This is a genomic window from Methylobacterium brachythecii (assembly GCF_014196345.1).
GTDB lineage: Bacteria > Pseudomonadota > Alphaproteobacteria > Rhizobiales > Beijerinckiaceae > Methylobacterium > Methylobacterium brachythecii.
The window spans coordinates 122,871-138,651 of record NZ_JACIDN010000006.1 but is presented as its reverse complement, the minus strand read 5'-3'; the positions used below and the strand labels follow the sequence as shown (position 1 = coordinate 138,651).

Below are 15,781 nucleotides of genomic sequence, written 5' to 3'. Positions count from 1 at the left end.
GGCCATCCGGGTTCTCGCTTTCGGCGAGCCCGGAATGACGGCGGTGGGAGGACCACGAACGAAAACGCCGCCTCTTTCGAAGGCGGCGATAACGTCGATCGACTGGACCGTACGAGCGCTTCGGCTCAGCGCGGCGCCAGGATCATGATCATCTGGCGGCCTTCGAGCATCGGCTCGCTCTCCACCTTGGCGATCTCTGCCGTCTCCGTCTTCACCCTCTCCAGGAGGCGCAGGCCGATATCCTGGTGCGCCATCTCGCGGCCGCGGAAGCGAAGGGTCACCTTGACCTTGTCGCCCTCCTCGAAGAAGCGATGCACTGACTTCATCTTCGTGTCGTAGTCGTGCTTGTCGATGCCGGGACGGAGCTTGATCTCCTTGACCTCGACCGTCTTCTGACGCTTGCGCGCCTCGTTCTGCTTCTTCTGCTCGAGGAAGCGGAAGCGCCCGTAATCGAGGAACTTGCAGACGGGAGGAACGGAGTTCGGCGCGATCTCGACCAGATCGAGACCGACTTCCTCGGCCATTTCGAGGGCTTCGAAGAAGGGAACGACGCCCTTGTTCTGTCCGTCCTGGTCGATGAGCTGAACCTCACGGACGCCGCGGATGTCCCGGTTGGCGCGCGGCCCGTCCTTCTGCGGGGCCGGCATGGCTCTCATAGGTCTACGAATGGCTTTGATCTCCTGAAAAACGACGAAACGGCAGCCTCGAATCCGCCCTAGGCAGGTTCCGGCCACCCCGTGAACCGGCTAGGCCGGTTTGGATCACCTTGGCAAAACCTTCCGACAAGTCAACTCGAAGGACCCGTTTCGGTTCACGCCGAGCCTTGGGTACCCGGAAAAGCCCTAACGCTGGAGCAGTCCCCGATACACGTCGAGGGTGTCCCCAATCATGGCCTCCAGCGAGAAATGCGCCTCGACGTGGTTCCTCGCCCGCAGCGTCAGCGCGTCCCGCGCGCTGGCACCGAGCGCGAGAAGTTCGGCGAGGGCATTTGCCAGGGCGGCCGGGTCGTTGGGCGGCACACGCCATCCCGTGCGTCGGCCGGCCTCCGTCTCCGGCGGGGCCAGCACAGTTTCCGGCACGGCGCCAATATCCGTGACTACCACAGGGGTTCCGAGCGCCTGGGCCTCGACGGCGGAACGTCCGAAAGCCTCGGGCTCGACGGAGGGAACGGCGACCACCGAGGCCGCGCGGAAGGCAGCCGGCATGTCGGTGCAATGGCCGACCCGTCGCACGATGCCGTCGAGGCCTCGGGCCGCGACGAGCGCATCGAGTTCCCGCTCGTAGCTCTCGCGTCCCTGCGCATCACCGGCGAGCACCACGGCGATGTCCTTGAGGCCGCGGTCGCGCAGGAGCGCCGCCGCCTCGATCAGAACTCGTTGGCCCTTCCAGGCCGTGAGTCGGGCGGCCAGCAGGATGATCCGCTCATGCGAAGAGACGCCCCAAGTCCGGCGGAGCGCCTCGACACGCCCGGCCGTGACCGCGCTAGGATTGAAGACCGAGAGATCCGTCCCGCGATGGATGACGCGGATCCGGTCACTGGCCTGTTCTGGGTGCCGCGCGCGGATCAGGTCGGCCGTATAGTGCGAGTTGGCGATGACGACGTCGCCCCGCGCCATCACCGAGTTGTACAGCACCTTGACACCGCTCACCCCGGAATAGCTGCCGTGATAGGTCGTCACGAACGGCAATCCGAGCCTTCGCGCGGCGCCAAGCGCCACCCAGGCCGGCGCCCGCGACCGCGCATGAATCAGCTTCACGCCCTCCCTGCGGCAGAGCTGCGCGAGCTTGAGCGCGTTGAGCGCCATCGCTGCCGGGTTCTTGGCTTGGGCGGGAAACGGCACCCAGACGCCGCCCTTCGCCTGCAACTCACCGACCAGACGGCCACCTTCAGTCGCGACTAGGGCCCGTCCGCCCGCCGCGGCGATCGCCTCGGCGACGTCGACCGTCGTGCGCTCCGCGCCGCCCGCGTCGAGGCCGGGAATGATCTGGAGGATGGTGAGGCCGGCGAGCGGTGCTGCCTCGCTCGGAAAGGTGCCGGTATGGTTCGGCTCGTTCATTACGCAGAATATCCCGGCCGATAGGCCTCGATGCGGCAAGGTTCGGCCGCGCCTCGGGCTGCCCGGCGGCAGCAGGCCATTTCGGTCTCGATCATTGCGCCAAGATCGCGTGCGCGCTTTAGGTTTCCGTAAACGAAGCCCCGGTGCCGCGAGGCTTCCCGCCGGCGCATCGCGAGGAACGATAGAAGATGCTGCAGGACAAGGCGATTCAGGCGCCCCCCGAGGATGATTTGCCGATCGTGACGATCCCGGTCGGCACCGGCGCACAGCGACGGGACATCGCCGTGCGCGTCCGCTCTGGCAAGGGGCGGCCGATCGTCTGGCTCGGCGGTTTCCGGTCGGACATGCGCGCGACCAAGGCGAAAGCCCTCGACGCCTGGGCCGAGAGCCGAGAGCGGCCGTTGGTCCGTTTCGATTACATGGGGCACGGGGAATCCGGTGGCGCCTTCGCCGATGCCGTCATCTCGACCTGGGTCGAGGATGCGCTCGCGGTCCTCAAACGCTTCGCCGATGATCGGCCCGTCCTCGTCGGCTCCTCCATGGGAGGCTGGGTGACCTGCCTCTCGGTGCGAGAGAGGCTTCGCCAGGGCCGTACCGCGCCAGCGGGAATCGTGCTGATCGCCCCGGCACTCGATTTCACGCATGACCTGATGTGGGAGGCCTTTCCCGCCGAGGTCCGGGCCGAGATTGAGCAGCGCGGCGTCTGGTATCGCGAGACGTCCTATGCGCCGGAGCCCTATCCGATCACGCGCGCGCTGATCGAAGACGGCCGGCGCAACTGCCTACTCACGGAGCCGGTGGAAACGGGTTGCCCTGTCCACATCCTGCAAGGGATGAACGACCCGGACGTGCCCTGGGTGCACGCCTTGAAAACCATCGACCGGCTTCCGGCGCAGGGAACGCTGTTGACGCTGATCAAGGACGGCGATCACCGCCTGTCGCGCCCGCAGGATATCGATCTGATCCTGCGGGCGGTCGAGGCCATCGCCTAGGCCGAGGAAAGGCGGCCCCGAGGCCGCCTCCCTCGTCGCGATCCTCAGTGCAGGCTCACCGTGTGGAGGTCGTGCGCCATCGCGTTCGCCAAAGCGACGTCGCGCGAGTCGGCGAGCAGGATCGGCGCGCCGCTTGCCGAGAGCAGGGCGAACAGATCGAGGCCGGGGGTCAGTTCCGGGGCCTGCGGGAAGAACTGGCGCACCTCGTCCGAGCGGATGGGCCGGACATAGGCGATCTGGCCTTCGCCGAGTGAGGCGAACTCGGTCGGGTTGAATTGCGGGGCAGCGGTCGGGTTGGTGTCGAAGTCATTCATGGTGGCCCTCCGATTGGCAGAGCGTTCTCCAGGATGTGGTCCCGCCTCATTGCGGCGACAACTCCGGATGGGTGAAACGATCGTTCCGTCAGGTGTGATGCGTCACACGTCCTTGGCGGCGATCGCGATTTTGCGGATGACCCGCTCGGGTTCGGGCCGGGCGAGATCGATCGACAGCAGCCCGTTCGACAGGTCGGCGCCAAGCACCTCCATGCCGTCCGCGAGCAGGAAGGCGCGCTGGAACTGCCGGGCCGCGATCCCACGGTGCAGGAACTGGCGCGACTTGTCGTCGATCTGGCGGCCTCGCACGACGAGCTGGTTCTCCTCCAGCATCACGTCGAGCTGATCGCGCGTGAAGCCGGCGACGGCGAGTGTGATGCGCAGACGTTCTGGTTCGGCCTCCGTGCGGCCGACGCGCTCGATGTTGTAGGGGGGGTAACCGTCGTTGGCGGCCTTCGAGACTCGATCGAGAGCCTGCTCGATCTCGTCGAAGCCCAACAGAAAGGGATGCCCGAACGGAGAAGGCCGTGTCATCGTCTCGCGCGAACCTCATCGAAGCCCTAGGACGACCCTTGCGAGGCACGTCCGGACAGGCACTTCGTGGATCTGGAAGCCCGCCGAGGCAGCGCTCCCGGCGGCGATCGCTCGCCGCTCGCACCGATATGGAGGGCGCAGGAACCGCGTTCAAGCCACGCTCGAAAAGGTGCTGTGATCGCTCATCAAGAGGGCGGTGACCTCGCGGCGTGATTGGAAAGTGGCCGAAAGCGCCGGATCGCAACGGTCTCGATAACCTTCCCTTCACCATCGACATCGAACATTGGTGGGAGGCGCGGTTTCGCGGAACCATTTAACTCTATCGCAACGCGCCCCGAGCAGATTGGGTGAGCCGAAGATCGAACAACAGATCTCCGACAATAACCGCGCAAGCTGACAGACCAGGAATTCACCCATGAAGACCATCATGAAGCGTTTCGCCGCCGATCAGTCCGGCGCGACTGCCATCGAATACGGCCTCATCGCCGCCCTCATCGCTGTTGCCATCATCGCCGCCGTCAAGGGCGTGGCCGGCAGCCTGAACACCAAGTTCGCTGACATCGCCACGAAAATCACCGCCGCCGGCAACTGATCGCGTGCAAGATCTTTCGGTCTAAGGTTTCCAACTCATCGGGAGCCTTAGACGCCGCCATTGGCGTAACGCAAGGATTGATCATCGGATCAGTCCTTGCGCGCGTTTCTGGGGCGCAGCATCACGAACTTAAAGCGAGGAAAAGAATAATCATGAGCTGGGTAGGCCTCGTCGTCGTCTTCCCGTTCCTGATGGCCTATGCGGCCTCGAGCGATCTGCTGACGATGCTGATCCCGAATTGGATTTCCCTCGCCTTGGTTGCCGCCTTCGCTGTCGTGGTGGCGGTTTCGGGATTGGGATGGACGGAGATCGGCTGGCACGTCGGTGCCGCTCTCCTCACCCTGTCGGTGACGTTCACGTTGTTCGCTTTTGGCGTGATTGGCGGAGGCGATGCCAAGCTGGCCGCTGCCACGACCCTCTGGATCGGCATGGGCAACATGCTCGATTACCTGCTTGTCGCCTCCATCCTCGGCGGCGGTCTGACTCTCCTTCTCCTAGCCGCCCGGGCTCATCCGCTGCCATCGCCGCTGCGGCGCCTTCCCTTTGCGATGCATCTGCATGACGGGAAGACGGGTGTGCCTTACGGAATCGCGCTCGCGGCCGCCGGTCTCGCTGTCGTCCCGTACACGGCGCTCTGGTCGGATTTGTACCGCCTCTGAGGCCGAGATTCCCTCATTTGCCGCGCTAGCAAGACGATAAAATCTAGAAGTGTGACGATGCCGGACGACGGCTCAGACTTCGCCAAATCAACCGGAGGTTGATGGCGGGGCTTCGGTTGACTTCCCTGTCCGTCGCTGAAGTCGACTTGATTGCCGACCCGCAGTTGGGACCGTGCCGAAACCGGACAATCATGAGTGATTAACCTTAATTTGAGGAATCTGACCCAAACCTGACGTTCGAACGGTGATCGCACCGTCGTCAGGACTTCAGCTCCGATGAAACCAGCACGTCTCGCCGTTCTCGCCATCGCGCTCGTCGCGGGCGGCGGTGCGGCCTTCTTGATGAGCGGCGACGAGGCTCCTCCTCCCCCCTCCCCGGTCGCTCAGGCCCCGGCTCTGCCGATGACGGATGTGCTCGTCGCGGCGGCTGACCTGCCGATGGGCCAGACCCTGAAGCCTGAGGATCTGCGCTGGCAGCGATGGCCCGACCAGGCGCTCGCACCCGGCTACCTCACGCGAGCGAGTGCCCCTAAGGCTCTCGAGGAGACGGCCGGGTCCATGACCCGGATGACCTTCCTCGCCAACGAACCCATCAGAGCCGAGAAGCTGGTGAAGGCCGGCAGTGGCTTCATGTCGGCAATTCTGCCGACGGGCCTGCGTGCCGTCGCAGTCGAGATTCAGCGGGGCGGGTCGACCTCGGCGGGCGGCTTCGTCCTGCCCAACGATCACGTCGACGTCATCAGCATCGGAAAGGTCGCAGGCGGCACGAACGGCGACCCCACCGCGCAGACGATCCTCACCGACATCCGCGTCCTCGCCGTCGGCCAGGTCGTTCAGGAGCGCAACGGCGAGACCGTCGTCACCGGAGACAACGCCACGTTGGCGCTGACGCCTGCGCAGGCCGAGGTCGTCTCGCTCGCGCAGAAGACCGGTGCGATCACCCTCGCTCTGCGCAGCATTCAGGATACGGGCAAGACGGCGGATACGGCGGCGGCGGATGCGTCGCCGGAAGCCGGCCTCACGATCGTACGCTTCGGCGTCGCCCAACAGCAGCCGCGCCGCTGAGGAAAGCAGTCATGACGATGAACCGCGTGCGCCTGCTCGTTCCAGCCCTCTGCGCCATCGCCGTCGCGACGACGGGCGCAGCGCAAGGGCAATCCCGCTCGGGCCTCGGCCAGGCTCCGGTCGTGTCGGTCGGCTCGGACGAGTCCTCGGCCTCTCGGAAGGTCGAGTTGACCAGAGGGAGGTCGATGATCATCGACCTCCCGCGAGACGCGAAAGAAGTTTTCGTCGCCAATCCCAACGTCGCGAACGCCGTCGTGCGATCGACGCGCAAGGTGTTCGTCATCGGCATGGAGGAGGGCGCGACCTCCATCTTCGTGATGGACGGCGACGGCCGTCAGATCGCTGCGCTCGACGTGGTCGTCGCGCGCGAACTCAAGCTCCCGTTGCTCCAGCAGACTCTGCTGCAGAGCTTTCCGGGCGCCCGTTTCGAAGTTCGATCGGCGGGCGACTCGATCATCCTGTCGGGCACCGTCGCCTCCGCGTCCGATGCCAACCGTGCGATGGATCTGGCGAACGGCTTCGTCGGCGCCGCTGGAAGCATGGGAGGAGCATCTGGCGCCGGGGGAGCTGCGACGACGCGCGGGACCGTGATCAACAACCTGACGATCCGCGAGAAGGATCAGGTGATGCTGCGCGTCACATTGGTCGAGGTCGCGCGGACGGCGTTGAAGCAATTCGGCGTCAACGTGAACGGTAGTTGGTCCAACCTCAACTTCGTCAACACGGCCCCTCTCGCCCTGTCAGGCTCTCAGTTTCCGAACGGGAACCTTCTGTCCGGAACGGTCAATACCGGCGGCGGGGGAAGCCTTACGGCTACGCTCAGGGCCTTCGAGCAGGCCGGCGTCTCGCGCATTCTCGCAGAGCCGACGCTCACGGCGATTTCCGGAGAATCGGCCAACTTCACGGCCGGCGGCGAAATCCCCGTGCCATCAGGTGTCACGTGCTCTGGCGGAGCCGGTTGCCAAGTTGGTCTGCAGTTCAAGCCTTACGGTGTTTCCCTGGTCTTCACGCCAGTGGTTCTATCCGAAAACAGAATTTCTCTGCGTGTCGGCACGGAAGTTCGAGAGATCGATCCGCAAAATTCTTTCAATTACACATTTGCTGGCTCAGATCAGACGACGCCCGTACCGGGCATGACCGTTAGGAAATCCGAGACAACGATCGAGCTTGCTTCCGGCGCAACGATGATGACGGCCGGTCTCATCCAGCAAAAGTCGAAGACGGCCATCAACGGGCTGCCCGGGCTCATGAACCTGCCCATTCTCGGCGCTCTGTTCCGCTCGCGCGACTATCAGCGCCAGGAGACGGAATTGATGATCATGGTCACGCCATACATCGCCAAGCCGATGCAACCGTCTCAGGCACGCCGTCCCGACGACGGCTTCGTCGAGGCCACCGATATCCAGGGCGTGCTGCTCGGGCGCGTCAACAAAATCTACGGTTCGGCCGGCAAGCGTCCTCTCGGCCAGGGCTACCGCGGACATGTCGGCTTCATCGCCGACTGACCAGACCTGACATCTCCAGACATTCACGCCCGGCCCCAGGCCGTATCAGGATCGCGAACGATGGCACTCCGACCCTCGACGACGCCACGATCGCCGCTTGCTATGGCGGTTCTGGCCCTGCTGGTCGCTTCTCTCGGCGCCTGCAAGAGCGACCGCGTCGATACGACCGGCTCGATCTACCCGTACGACGTCCGCGCCCGCCATCCCTTCGTTCTCGCTGAAGGTAGCCGAACCCTCGACATCTTCCCGACTGGCCCTGGTCATCTCGACCCGCGCCAATCGGCCGATCTCGATGCCTTCCTGCTCGAATATCGCCGCTACGGGCGAGGACAACTCGCCATCGATCTGCCGCGCGGTGCATCTCCGGTTGTCGGGGCCGCTGCCGAACGGACGGGCGCGGCGATCCGCCGTGCCGCCGCCGAGAACGGCGTACCGAACGGCGCCATCGCTATGGCGGGTTACGCCGCCGCCGATCCCTCTCTCGCCTCGCCGGTGCGGCTCAGCTTCCAGCATATGGAAGCCAAGGTTGCGAGCGCCTGCGGATTGTGGCCGCAGGATCTGGGCGTCAGCACCCCCGCTTCAAACCTGCGCAACGAGCCCTCGTGGAATCTCGGATGCGCAACGCGCTCCAACATTGCTGCCCAGATCGCCGATCCCGTGGACCTCGTCCGCGGCCGACCAGAGGGCCGTATCGACACGGTTCGGCGGACCCAGGTCATCGACAAGCTTCGCCAAAGCAAGGATCCATCAACCAAATGGAACCAGGATGGAAAGGCCGAGGTGAAAACGAGCAGCCAGTAGCAGGCAGTATCGTTAGACGGTCGGGTCGGCCCGTGCCTTTTCGGCCGTCACACGCGAGACTCCATCAACCGGAAGCGACACATGCCGGACCCGAACGAGCCGAACGAGCGCATCATCGCCGCGGTCCCCAGGATCACCATCCAGGCCTTCTGCGAGACGGCCGAGACGGCAGCCCTGATCGAGACCACCGTCGGCGACCGGCGCATGCAGAAAGCGCATGTCCGCGTTCAGATGGGCGGCGGCGCGGCGGCGGTCGAGGCCTTCCGTCAGGCGCCGACGCCGAACGTCATCATGATCGAGATCCAGGGACCCAAGTCGCGTCCGCTCGAGTGCCTCGACTCGCTGGCCGAGGTCTGCGACCCGGGCACCAAGGTCATCATCATCGGCCACGTCAACGACGTGCTGCTCTATCGCCAGTTTCTCCAGCGCGGCGTCAGCGAATACCTCATGGCTCCGGTCGAGCCCTTGAGCCTGATCTCGGCAGTCTCGGACCTGTTTTCGGCCCCGGGAGCCAAGCCAGTCGGTCGGACCATCGCGGTGTTCGGCGCTCGCGGGGGTGCCGGCTCATCGACGGTGGCGCACAACCTCGCCTGGACCATCGCGCGCGAGCACGGCACGGCGACGGTCATCGCAGACCTGTCCATCGCCTTCGGTACGGCGAGCCTGAACTTCAACCAGGATCCGCCGCAGGGCATCGCAGAGGCGGTCTTCGCGCCAGAGCGCCTCGACGCGAACCTGCTCGACCGGTTGCTCTCGAAGTGCAGCGACAATCTCAGCCTGCTCTCGGCGCCGGCCACCCTCGACCGGACGGTCGACCTCTCCGAAGCCTCCTTCGACGCCCTGCTCGATCTTCTTCGGACCGCCGTCCCCTGCATCGTTCTGGACGTCCCACAGGGATGGTCCGCCTGGACGCGGCGCATGCTCATCGCCGCCGACGAGATCCTCATCGTCGCGCAGCCGGACCTCGCGTCGCTGCGCAACACGAAGAACCTGCTCGCTCTCCTCGCGCAGAACCGCCCGAACGACGCGCGCGCCCGGGTGATGCTCAACAGCGTCGGCGTGCCGAAGCGCCCGGAGATCGCCGCCGCCGAGTTCGCCAAGGCGCTGGACCTGACGCTCAGCGCCGTGGTCCCCTTCGATCCCGCCCTGTTCGGGACGGCGGCGAATAACGGCCAGATGATCGCTGAGGTTCAGGCCAACGCGAAGCCGGCCGAAATCTTCGGCAGCCTTGCTGCCGCCGTCACCGGCCGCGCCGAGTTGCGCCGCAGCCGCCCGAACATGCTCGAGCCGCTGCTCGCCAAGCTCTCGCGCCGCAAGGCGTCCTAGCACACTGAAGGCGCGGGACCCGATGTTCGGCAGACGCACTGGCTCATCCGCAGCTCCGGCACCGGCTCCCATGCCGATGACGGCGGCGCCTGTCGCGCGCCTCGCGGAGCCGGTCGTGGCTCAGCCGGTAGCGGAAGCTCCGGCTCGACAGCAGTCTGCCGCCCCGCCGCCGGTGCCGCAGAAGTCCGAAGATTACTTCCGCACCAAGAGCATGATCTTCGGAGCGCTGATCGAGGCGATCGACCTCGCGCAGCTCGCCCGCCTCGATAGCGAAAGTGCCCGCGAAGAGATCCGCGACATCGTCTCGGAGATCATCGGCCTCAAGAACATCGTCCTGTCGATCGCCGAGCAGGAAGAGCTCCTCGACGACATCTGCAACGACGTGCTCGGCTACGGCCCGCTGGAGCCGCTGCTCGCCCGCGACGACATCGCCGACGTGATGGTCAACGGGGCCGAGCGGACCTTCATCGAAGTCGCCGGCAAGATCCAGCTGACCTCGGTGCGCTTTCGCGACAACGCGCAGCTCATGAACATCTGCCAGCGCATCGTCAGCCAGGTCGGCCGGCGCGTCGACGAGGCCTCGCCGATCTGCGACGCCCGTCTGCCCGACGGCTCGCGCGTCAACGTGATCGCGCCGCCGCTCGCCATCGACGGCCCGTGCCTCACCATTCGTAAGTTCAAGAAGGACAAACTCACCCTCGAACAGCTCGTCAGGTTCGGAGCGATCTCGCCCGAAGGCGCGAAGATCCTCCAGATCATCGGCAAGGTCCGCTGCAACGTCGTCATTTCCGGTGGTACGGGTTCCGGCAAGACCACTCTGCTCAACTGCCTGACGGCCTATATCGAGCAGGATGAGCGTGTCATCACCTGCGAGGACGCGGCCGAGTTGCAGCTCCAGCAGCCGCACGTCGTCCGCCTGGAGACGCGGCCGCCAAACCTCGAGGGACAGGGCGCCATCACCATGCGCGACCTCGTCAAGAACTGCCTTCGTATGCGCCCCGAGCGCATCATCGTCGGCGAGGTGCGCGGACCGGAAGCCTTCGACCTGCTGCAGGCGATGAACACCGGCCACGACGGCTCGATGGGCACGCTGCACGCCAACTCGCCGCGGGAGTGCCTGTCACGTATCGAATCGATGATCACGATGGGGGGCTTCACCCTGCCGTCGCGGACGCTGCGCGAGATGATCACCGGCTCCGTCGACGTCATCGTTCAGGCGATGCGCCTACGTGACGGCTCGCGCCGCATCACCCATATCACCGAGGTGCTCGGGATGGAGGGTGACGTCATCATCACCCAAGATCTGATGGTCTATGACATCCTCGGTGAAGACGCGAACGGCAAGCTGATCGGCCGTCACCGCTCCACCGGCGTCGGCCGTCCGCGCTTCTGGGAACGAGCGAGGTACTACGGCGAGGAACGAGCGCTTGCCGCCGCCCTCGACGCCGCAGCCGTACCTGAGGCAGCAAACGAATGAATGCGGCGGGCGCCTCGATCGCTGCGGGTCTGGCTGCCGTCGCGGCAGGCGGCGTCGCGTATGTTTTCCTGATGCCGCTCCTCTCCGGCGAGCGTCGCGCAGAACAGCGTGTAAAGGCCCTCGGAGCTCCGAAAGCCGCAGTCGATCGCACCACCGCGATCAACCGCCGCGAGCAGGTCGCCAGGAGCCTCAAGGAGATCGAGGCCAAGAAGGCGAACACGAAGATCACCCTCGAGACCCGGCTGGCCCGTGCGGGCCTCGATTGGTCGCGAAAGAAATTTTTCGTCGTTTCCGCGATCATGGGGCTCGTCGTCGGCTTCGGGGTCCTGATCGTGAGCGGAAATCTGCTCGCGGGCCTGGGGGCGGTATTCGCTGGCGGCTTCGGCCTGCCGCGCTGGATGTTGAGCTTCTTGCAGAAGCGACGCATCGGCAAGTTCGTGCTTGAGCTGCCGAACGCGATCGACGTCGTCGTCCGCGGCATCCGCTCGGGCATTCCCGTGGGCGACTGCCTGCGGATCATCGCGCGGGAGGCCCAGGAGCCCGTGCGCAGCGAATTCAGGATCGCCATCGAGGCTCAGGCCCTCGGCGTGCCAATGTCGGATGCGATCCTCAAGATGTACGAGCGCGTCCCGGTCAACGACGTCAACTTCTTCGCCGTCGTCATCGGTATCCAGGCAAAGTCGGGCGGTAACCTTTCCGAAGCCCTCGGCAACCTCTCCCGCGTCCTACGCGAGCGCAAGAAGATGGTCGGCAGAGTTCAGGCGATGAGCATGGAGGCGAAGGCCTCGGCAGCAATCATCGCCTGTCTGCCGTTCCTCGTCGCACTTCTCACCTACTTCTCCAGTCCCGACTACATCTCGCTGCTGTGGACAACGAATATCGGGCAGCTCTCGCTGCTTGGATCGGGCATTTGGATGTCGATCGGCGTCCTGGCGATGAAGAAGATGATCAATTTCGACATTTGAGCTGCACCGGCCGCCCAACTGCGGGCGGCCGGACCACTGGTCCGACGAGGTCGGCGCGTCCGGGACTTGTGACTGATGAACTTATCATTCCTCGAACAATTCACCGACCCCAAGCTCGGGGCCATGGTCCTGACGGGCTTCGCCGTGGCAGCGACTGCCTTCGCCCTGGTTCAGCCCCTGCTGGAGCCGGACAGGCTCGGCAAGCGCATGAAGCTCGTCAGCGACGAGCGCGAGCAGCTGCGTCAGCGCGAACGCGAGAAGCTCGTGAGCAAGTCGACACTGCGTTCCGAGCCGAAGGCGTACATGAAGAACGTCGTCGAGCGGTTTAATCTCGGCCGCTGGCTCGGCACCGACACGTCCAAGAAGAAGCTCGTGATGGCCGGCTATCGCGGCCAGGGGGCGGAGACCGCCTTCCTGTTCTTCCGCCTGGTCTCGCCCGCCGTGATGGCCGTGGCCTCCACGGTCTATCTGTTCGTGCTCAACGTGCTCGACCAGCCGCCGACGATCAAGATGGGCATCGTGATTGCGGCGACCTTCGCTGGCATCAAGCTGCCCGAGCTGTTCCTGACCAATCTGATCGGTAAGCGCCAGGCCGAGATCAGGCGTGCTTGGCCCGATGCACTCGACCTCGCGCTCATCTGCGTCGAGTCGGGCATGGCGGTCGAGAACGCCTTCCGCCGCGTCGGCATCGAGATCGCCACGCAATCCCTGGTGCTGGCCGAGGAACTCGCCCTGACGGTGGCTGAGCTATCGTTCCTGCCCGATCGGCGCATGGCCTATGAGAATTTGGCGAACCGTGTCGGCCTTGAAGGAGTGAAGGCCGTCGCCACGGCGCTGATCCAGGCCGAGCGCTACGGCACTCCGGTGGGCCAGGCCTTGCGCGTTCTGGCGCAGGAGAGCCGGGACCAGCGCCTGACGGCGGCCGAGAAGAAGGCCGCCGCGCTGCCGCCAAAGCTGACGGTGCCGATGATTCTGTTCTTCCTGCCGGTGCTGTTCGTGGTGATCCTGATGCCGGCGAGCATCCAGGTCTTCGGCTATAAGTGATCGGAGCCGGGTAACGACAGGGGCCGAGGCCGCGAACCGCTGCGGCCGGATCGGCTGCCCCTGTCCGGATCAGCTACGCGGCGCGGCGATCGGTGCCCTCGGCAATTCGCGGCTGACCGTCTGAGCGGGCTGTGCGCTCGCCTGACGCGCGGCGACCGCACGCAGTGATGCGACGTTGGCGGCAGCCGCCTCGGGGGTAAGATCCTGGCGAAGCACGGTTTCCGCCTCGTCGAAACGCCCTTTCAGCCCGAGTGCCAGAGCCAGGTTCTGGCGAACGCGCGCGTCGGCGCGCGGTTGCGAGCTTGCCAGCCGCAGGGTCGTCTCCGCCTGATCGAGCTGACGCCCGAGCAGGTAGGACAGCCCGAGATTGGACAGCACCGTCGGCTCGTTCGGCACGATCTTGAGGGCCGCCTCGTAGAATCCCTGCGCGCTGACATGATCGCCGAGCTGGTCGGCGACGGTCCCCTGCGCAGAGAGCACGCGCCAGTCGGGTTGGGCCGGCGTGTGAGCGTTCTGAAGCACCTCGGCGGCTTCTGCGAACCTGCCGGCATCGGCGAGGCTCTTCCCGTAGGCAGCGAGCACGGTCCTGTTCTTCGGATTGCGAAGGGCGGTCTGCTGCAGAACGGCGACTGCCTGCGTGCGCTGGTTCGTGGCACGCAGCGCCGAGGCGTAGCGCATCGCGATACCGACATCGGCCGGGTCGGCGGTGTATTTGGCGCCCAGGTCGTCGACCTCCCCGCGCGCGCTAGCGAGCGGCGCGGATACGTTGCCGATGGAGCCCGTGGTTTCGGGCGAGCGCGACTGACATCCGGCTGCGAGAGCCGCGAGGAGCGCCGCGGCGCCGAGCGACCGCCCTGCCCTTCCGAAGGACGAGAGGGCGCGAGGTCTCGAAGCCGCCGCACGCATGATCCGCTCCCAATGGCCATCGGTCACGGCATCGCCGTCCCCGGCCTTTGGTGATAGGCCGTTAACCCTAACGGCCCGTAAATTCGCTCCGGACCTACCGGCAAACCAGTTTTCCGCCTCCACGCTCAGAGCCGATGCGAACCGACCTTCCCGATCTCCTTCCCGATCTCCTTCCCGCCGGCACCGCCGCGATCCCGATCCGCTGCATCGATTTGGCCGAGTGGGATCGCGTCGAGCCTGGTCTGACGCCCGTCCAGCGCGCCTATGTCGAGACGACGGGCTTCGCGCCGAAGGCCGGACGTCTGTGCCTGCTTCCGAGCACGGAGGGGCGGCTGGAACGCGTGCTGTTTGGGCTCGGCGACACGACGGCAGCAGCCCACGATCGCCTCGTGGCCGGCCGCCTCATCGGCCTGTTGCCGGAAGGGCGTTACCACTTCGAGGAAGGCGGCATCGACCTGGCCGACGCCACCCTGGCCTGGCTGCTGTCGAGCTATCGCTTCAGCCGCTACAAGGCCGCGCCGGCAACGCTGCCGACTTTGGCAGCGCCCGAGACGATCGACGCAGATGCGGTCTTGCGCATCGCCCGGGCCGTTGCGGCTGGACGCGATCTCGTTAACACGCCGTCGAACGACCTCGGCCCTGCCGAAATCGAGACCGCTGCGCGCGCCCTCGCCGAGCGCTTCGGTGCCGCGATCAGCGTGACGAGCGGCGAGGAGCTGGAACGGGAATTCCCGCTGGTCCATGCCGTCGGCAAGGCCTCGACCCGGCCGCCCCGGCTGATTGACCTGACCTGGGGACCGGCCGACGCGCCGCGCGTCACCCTCGTCGGAAAGGGCGTCGTCTTCGATACCGGTGGCCTCGACATCAAGCCGTCGAGCGGCATGCTCCTCATGAAGAAGGACATGGGCGGCTCGGCTGCGGCCCTCAGCGCTGCCGAAATGGTGATGGGATCCGGCCTGAATTTGCGTCTGCGCCTCATCGTTCCAACGGTGGAGAACGCAATCGCCGGCAACGCCTTCCGTCCAGGCGACATCCTGCGGGCGCGCTCGGGCCTGACGGTCGAGATCGGCAACACCGACGCCGAGGGCCGGCTGATCCTTGCAGACGCTCTCACGCTCGCGGAAGCGGAGCGGCCGGACCTCATCATCGATTTCGCGACGTTGACGGGCGCAGCCCGAACCGCCCTCGGACCCGACCTGCCGGCCTTCTTCACCGAAGACGATGCGCTGGCATCAGCCGTCGAAGCCGCCGGCCGTGCCGCGATCGATCCGGTCTGGCGGCTTCCGCTGCACGCGCCTTATGCGAGCCTGCTCGATTCGAAAGTCGCCGATCTGAACAACGTCTCGGGCGGCCCATTCGCCGGCGCGATCACCGCGGCGCTCTTCCTGCGCCGCTTCGCACCGAACACGAAGCGCCACGTGCATTTCGACCTCTACGGCTGGAATCCGTCGACCAAGCCGGGCCGGCCAGAGGGCGGCGAGGTGCAGACGGCGCGCCTCGTCCACCAGTTGCTGAAGACGCTGTATCCCGCAGCGTGACCTGGC

At 65.7% G+C, this 15,781-nt stretch carries 16 protein-coding genes; 11 read left to right on the top strand and 5 right to left on the bottom strand.

The genetic code is table 11. The annotated features are described in order from the left end of the window. Positions 1–125: 125 nt before the first annotated feature. A complete protein-coding gene (infC, locus tag GGR33_RS16675) occupies positions 126–647 on the bottom strand; it encodes a translation initiation factor IF-3 (RefSeq protein ID WP_246413198.1) in 522 nt (173 codons plus the stop codon). A 195-nt stretch (positions 648–842) separates the two neighbouring features. After that, the gene (locus GGR33_RS16670) at positions 843–2,057 is read right to left on the bottom strand and encodes a glycosyltransferase family 4 protein (RefSeq protein ID WP_183507238.1); all 1,215 of its coding nucleotides are present in this window, start codon (positions 2,055–2,057) and stop codon (positions 843–845) included. A gap of 188 nt (positions 2,058–2,245) precedes the next feature. Here GGR33_RS16670 and GGR33_RS16665 point away from each other — a divergent pair, with 188 nt between their 5' ends. Further along, entirely contained in the window at positions 2,246–3,049 is an 804-nt protein-coding gene (locus GGR33_RS16665) for an alpha/beta fold hydrolase (protein WP_183507236.1), read from the top strand. Positions 3,050–3,093: 44 nt separating this feature from the next. Here the strand turns inward: GGR33_RS16665 and GGR33_RS16660 are convergent, their stop codons facing one another. Both GGR33_RS16660 and GGR33_RS16655 read right to left on the bottom strand, forming a co-directional pair. Beyond that, positions 3,094–3,363 (bottom strand): BQ00720 family protein, encoded by a 270-nt coding sequence (locus tag GGR33_RS16660; protein ID WP_183507234.1) that lies wholly within the window; start codon positions 3,361–3,363, stop codon positions 3,094–3,096. Between the two features lie 102 nt (positions 3,364–3,465). Continuing rightward, positions 3,466–3,897, bottom strand: coding sequence for an Hsp20 family protein (locus GGR33_RS16655; protein ID WP_183507232.1), 432 nt, complete (start codon positions 3,895–3,897; stop codon positions 3,466–3,468). 415 nt (positions 3,898–4,312) lie between these two features. Between GGR33_RS16655 and GGR33_RS16650 the strand changes: the two genes are divergently transcribed. From GGR33_RS16650 to GGR33_RS16610, 9 genes are all read left to right on the top strand, one after another. After that, positions 4,313–4,489 carry a Flp family type IVb pilin gene (locus GGR33_RS16650; RefSeq protein WP_183507230.1) on the top strand — a complete coding sequence of 59 codons (177 nt, stop codon included), beginning with the start codon at positions 4,313–4,315 and terminating at the stop codon, positions 4,487–4,489. Between the two features lie 152 nt (positions 4,490–4,641). After that, positions 4,642–5,148 carry an A24 family peptidase gene (locus tag GGR33_RS16645; RefSeq protein ID WP_183507228.1) on the top strand — a complete coding sequence of 169 codons (507 nt, stop codon included), beginning with the start codon at positions 4,642–4,644 and terminating at the stop codon, positions 5,146–5,148. A gap of 276 nt (positions 5,149–5,424) precedes the next feature. Continuing rightward, positions 5,425–6,213 carry a Flp pilus assembly protein CpaB gene (gene cpaB / locus GGR33_RS16640; RefSeq protein ID WP_183507226.1) on the top strand — a complete coding sequence of 263 codons (789 nt, stop codon included), beginning with the start codon at positions 5,425–5,427 and terminating at the stop codon, positions 6,211–6,213. Between the two features lie 11 nt (positions 6,214–6,224). Next, positions 6,225–7,718: a type II and III secretion system protein family protein gene (locus tag GGR33_RS16635; protein WP_183507224.1), complete on the top strand. Its 1,494-nt coding sequence runs from the start codon at positions 6,225–6,227 to the stop codon at positions 7,716–7,718. A 60-nt stretch (positions 7,719–7,778) separates the two neighbouring features. Further along, positions 7,779–8,519 (top strand): CpaD family pilus assembly protein, encoded by a 741-nt coding sequence (locus GGR33_RS16630; RefSeq protein ID WP_183507222.1) that lies wholly within the window; start codon positions 7,779–7,781, stop codon positions 8,517–8,519. Positions 8,520–8,600: 81 nt separating this feature from the next. Next, positions 8,601–9,845 (top strand): CpaE/TadZ family protein, encoded by a 1,245-nt coding sequence (locus GGR33_RS16625; RefSeq protein WP_183507220.1) that lies wholly within the window; start codon positions 8,601–8,603, stop codon positions 9,843–9,845. Positions 9,846–9,867: 22 nt separating this feature from the next. Beyond that, positions 9,868–11,322 (top strand): TadA family conjugal transfer-associated ATPase, encoded by a 1,455-nt coding sequence (locus tag GGR33_RS16620; protein ID WP_183507218.1) that lies wholly within the window; start codon positions 9,868–9,870, stop codon positions 11,320–11,322. Next, a complete protein-coding gene (locus GGR33_RS16615) occupies positions 11,319–12,287 on the top strand; it encodes a type II secretion system F family protein (protein WP_183507216.1) in 969 nt (322 codons plus the stop codon). Before GGR33_RS16620 ends, GGR33_RS16615 begins: the two co-directional genes overlap by 4 nt. Before the next feature lie 75 nt (positions 12,288–12,362). Next, positions 12,363–13,331 carry a type II secretion system F family protein gene (locus GGR33_RS16610; RefSeq protein WP_183507214.1) on the top strand — a complete coding sequence of 323 codons (969 nt, stop codon included), beginning with the start codon at positions 12,363–12,365 and terminating at the stop codon, positions 13,329–13,331. Between the two features lie 69 nt (positions 13,332–13,400). On the opposite strand, the gene GGR33_RS16605 is transcribed toward GGR33_RS16610, so the two are convergent. Continuing rightward, positions 13,401–14,237 (bottom strand): tetratricopeptide repeat protein, encoded by an 837-nt coding sequence (locus tag GGR33_RS16605; RefSeq protein WP_210302067.1) that lies wholly within the window; start codon positions 14,235–14,237, stop codon positions 13,401–13,403. 134 nt (positions 14,238–14,371) lie between these two features. Here GGR33_RS16605 and GGR33_RS16600 point away from each other — a divergent pair, with 134 nt between their 5' ends. Continuing rightward, positions 14,372–15,775 (top strand): leucyl aminopeptidase family protein, encoded by a 1,404-nt coding sequence (locus GGR33_RS16600; RefSeq protein ID WP_183507212.1) that lies wholly within the window; start codon positions 14,372–14,374, stop codon positions 15,773–15,775. The last annotated feature ends 6 nt before the right edge of the window (positions 15,776–15,781 follow it).

Bases quoted from the DNA above. Each gene is read 5' to 3' on its own strand.
- GGR33_RS16610 (WP_183507214.1), top strand. From the start codon at position 12,363: ATGAACTTATCATTCCTCGAACAATTCACCGACCCCAAGCTCGGGGCC.
- GGR33_RS16660 (WP_183507234.1), bottom strand. From the start codon at position 3,363: ATGAATGACTTCGACACCAACCCGACCGCTGCCCCGCAATTCAACCCG.
- GGR33_RS16630 (WP_183507222.1), top strand. From the start codon at position 7,779: ATGGCACTCCGACCCTCGACGACGCCACGATCGCCGCTTGCTATGGCG.
- GGR33_RS16650 (WP_183507230.1), top strand. From the start codon at position 4,313: ATGAAGACCATCATGAAGCGTTTCGCCGCCGATCAGTCCGGCGCGACT.
- cpaB (WP_183507226.1), top strand. From the start codon at position 5,425: ATGAAACCAGCACGTCTCGCCGTTCTCGCCATCGCGCTCGTCGCGGGC.
- GGR33_RS16605 (WP_210302067.1), bottom strand. From the start codon at position 14,237: ATGCGTGCGGCGGCTTCGAGACCTCGCGCCCTCTCGTCCTTCGGAAGG.
- infC (WP_246413198.1), bottom strand. From the start codon at position 647: ATGCCGGCCCCGCAGAAGGACGGGCCGCGCGCCAACCGGGACATCCGC.
- GGR33_RS16635 (WP_183507224.1), top strand. From the start codon at position 6,225: ATGACGATGAACCGCGTGCGCCTGCTCGTTCCAGCCCTCTGCGCCATC.
- GGR33_RS16645 (WP_183507228.1), top strand. From the start codon at position 4,642: ATGAGCTGGGTAGGCCTCGTCGTCGTCTTCCCGTTCCTGATGGCCTAT.
- GGR33_RS16665 (WP_183507236.1), top strand. From the start codon at position 2,246: ATGCTGCAGGACAAGGCGATTCAGGCGCCCCCCGAGGATGATTTGCCG.
- GGR33_RS16600 (WP_183507212.1), top strand. From the start codon at position 14,372: ATGCGAACCGACCTTCCCGATCTCCTTCCCGATCTCCTTCCCGCCGGC.
- GGR33_RS16655 (WP_183507232.1), bottom strand. From the start codon at position 3,897: ATGACACGGCCTTCTCCGTTCGGGCATCCCTTTCTGTTGGGCTTCGAC.
- GGR33_RS16670 (WP_183507238.1), bottom strand. From the start codon at position 2,057: ATGAACGAGCCGAACCATACCGGCACCTTTCCGAGCGAGGCAGCACCG.
- GGR33_RS16615 (WP_183507216.1), top strand. From the start codon at position 11,319: ATGAATGCGGCGGGCGCCTCGATCGCTGCGGGTCTGGCTGCCGTCGCG.
- GGR33_RS16620 (WP_183507218.1), top strand. From the start codon at position 9,868: ATGTTCGGCAGACGCACTGGCTCATCCGCAGCTCCGGCACCGGCTCCC.
- GGR33_RS16625 (WP_183507220.1), top strand. From the start codon at position 8,601: ATGCCGGACCCGAACGAGCCGAACGAGCGCATCATCGCCGCGGTCCCC.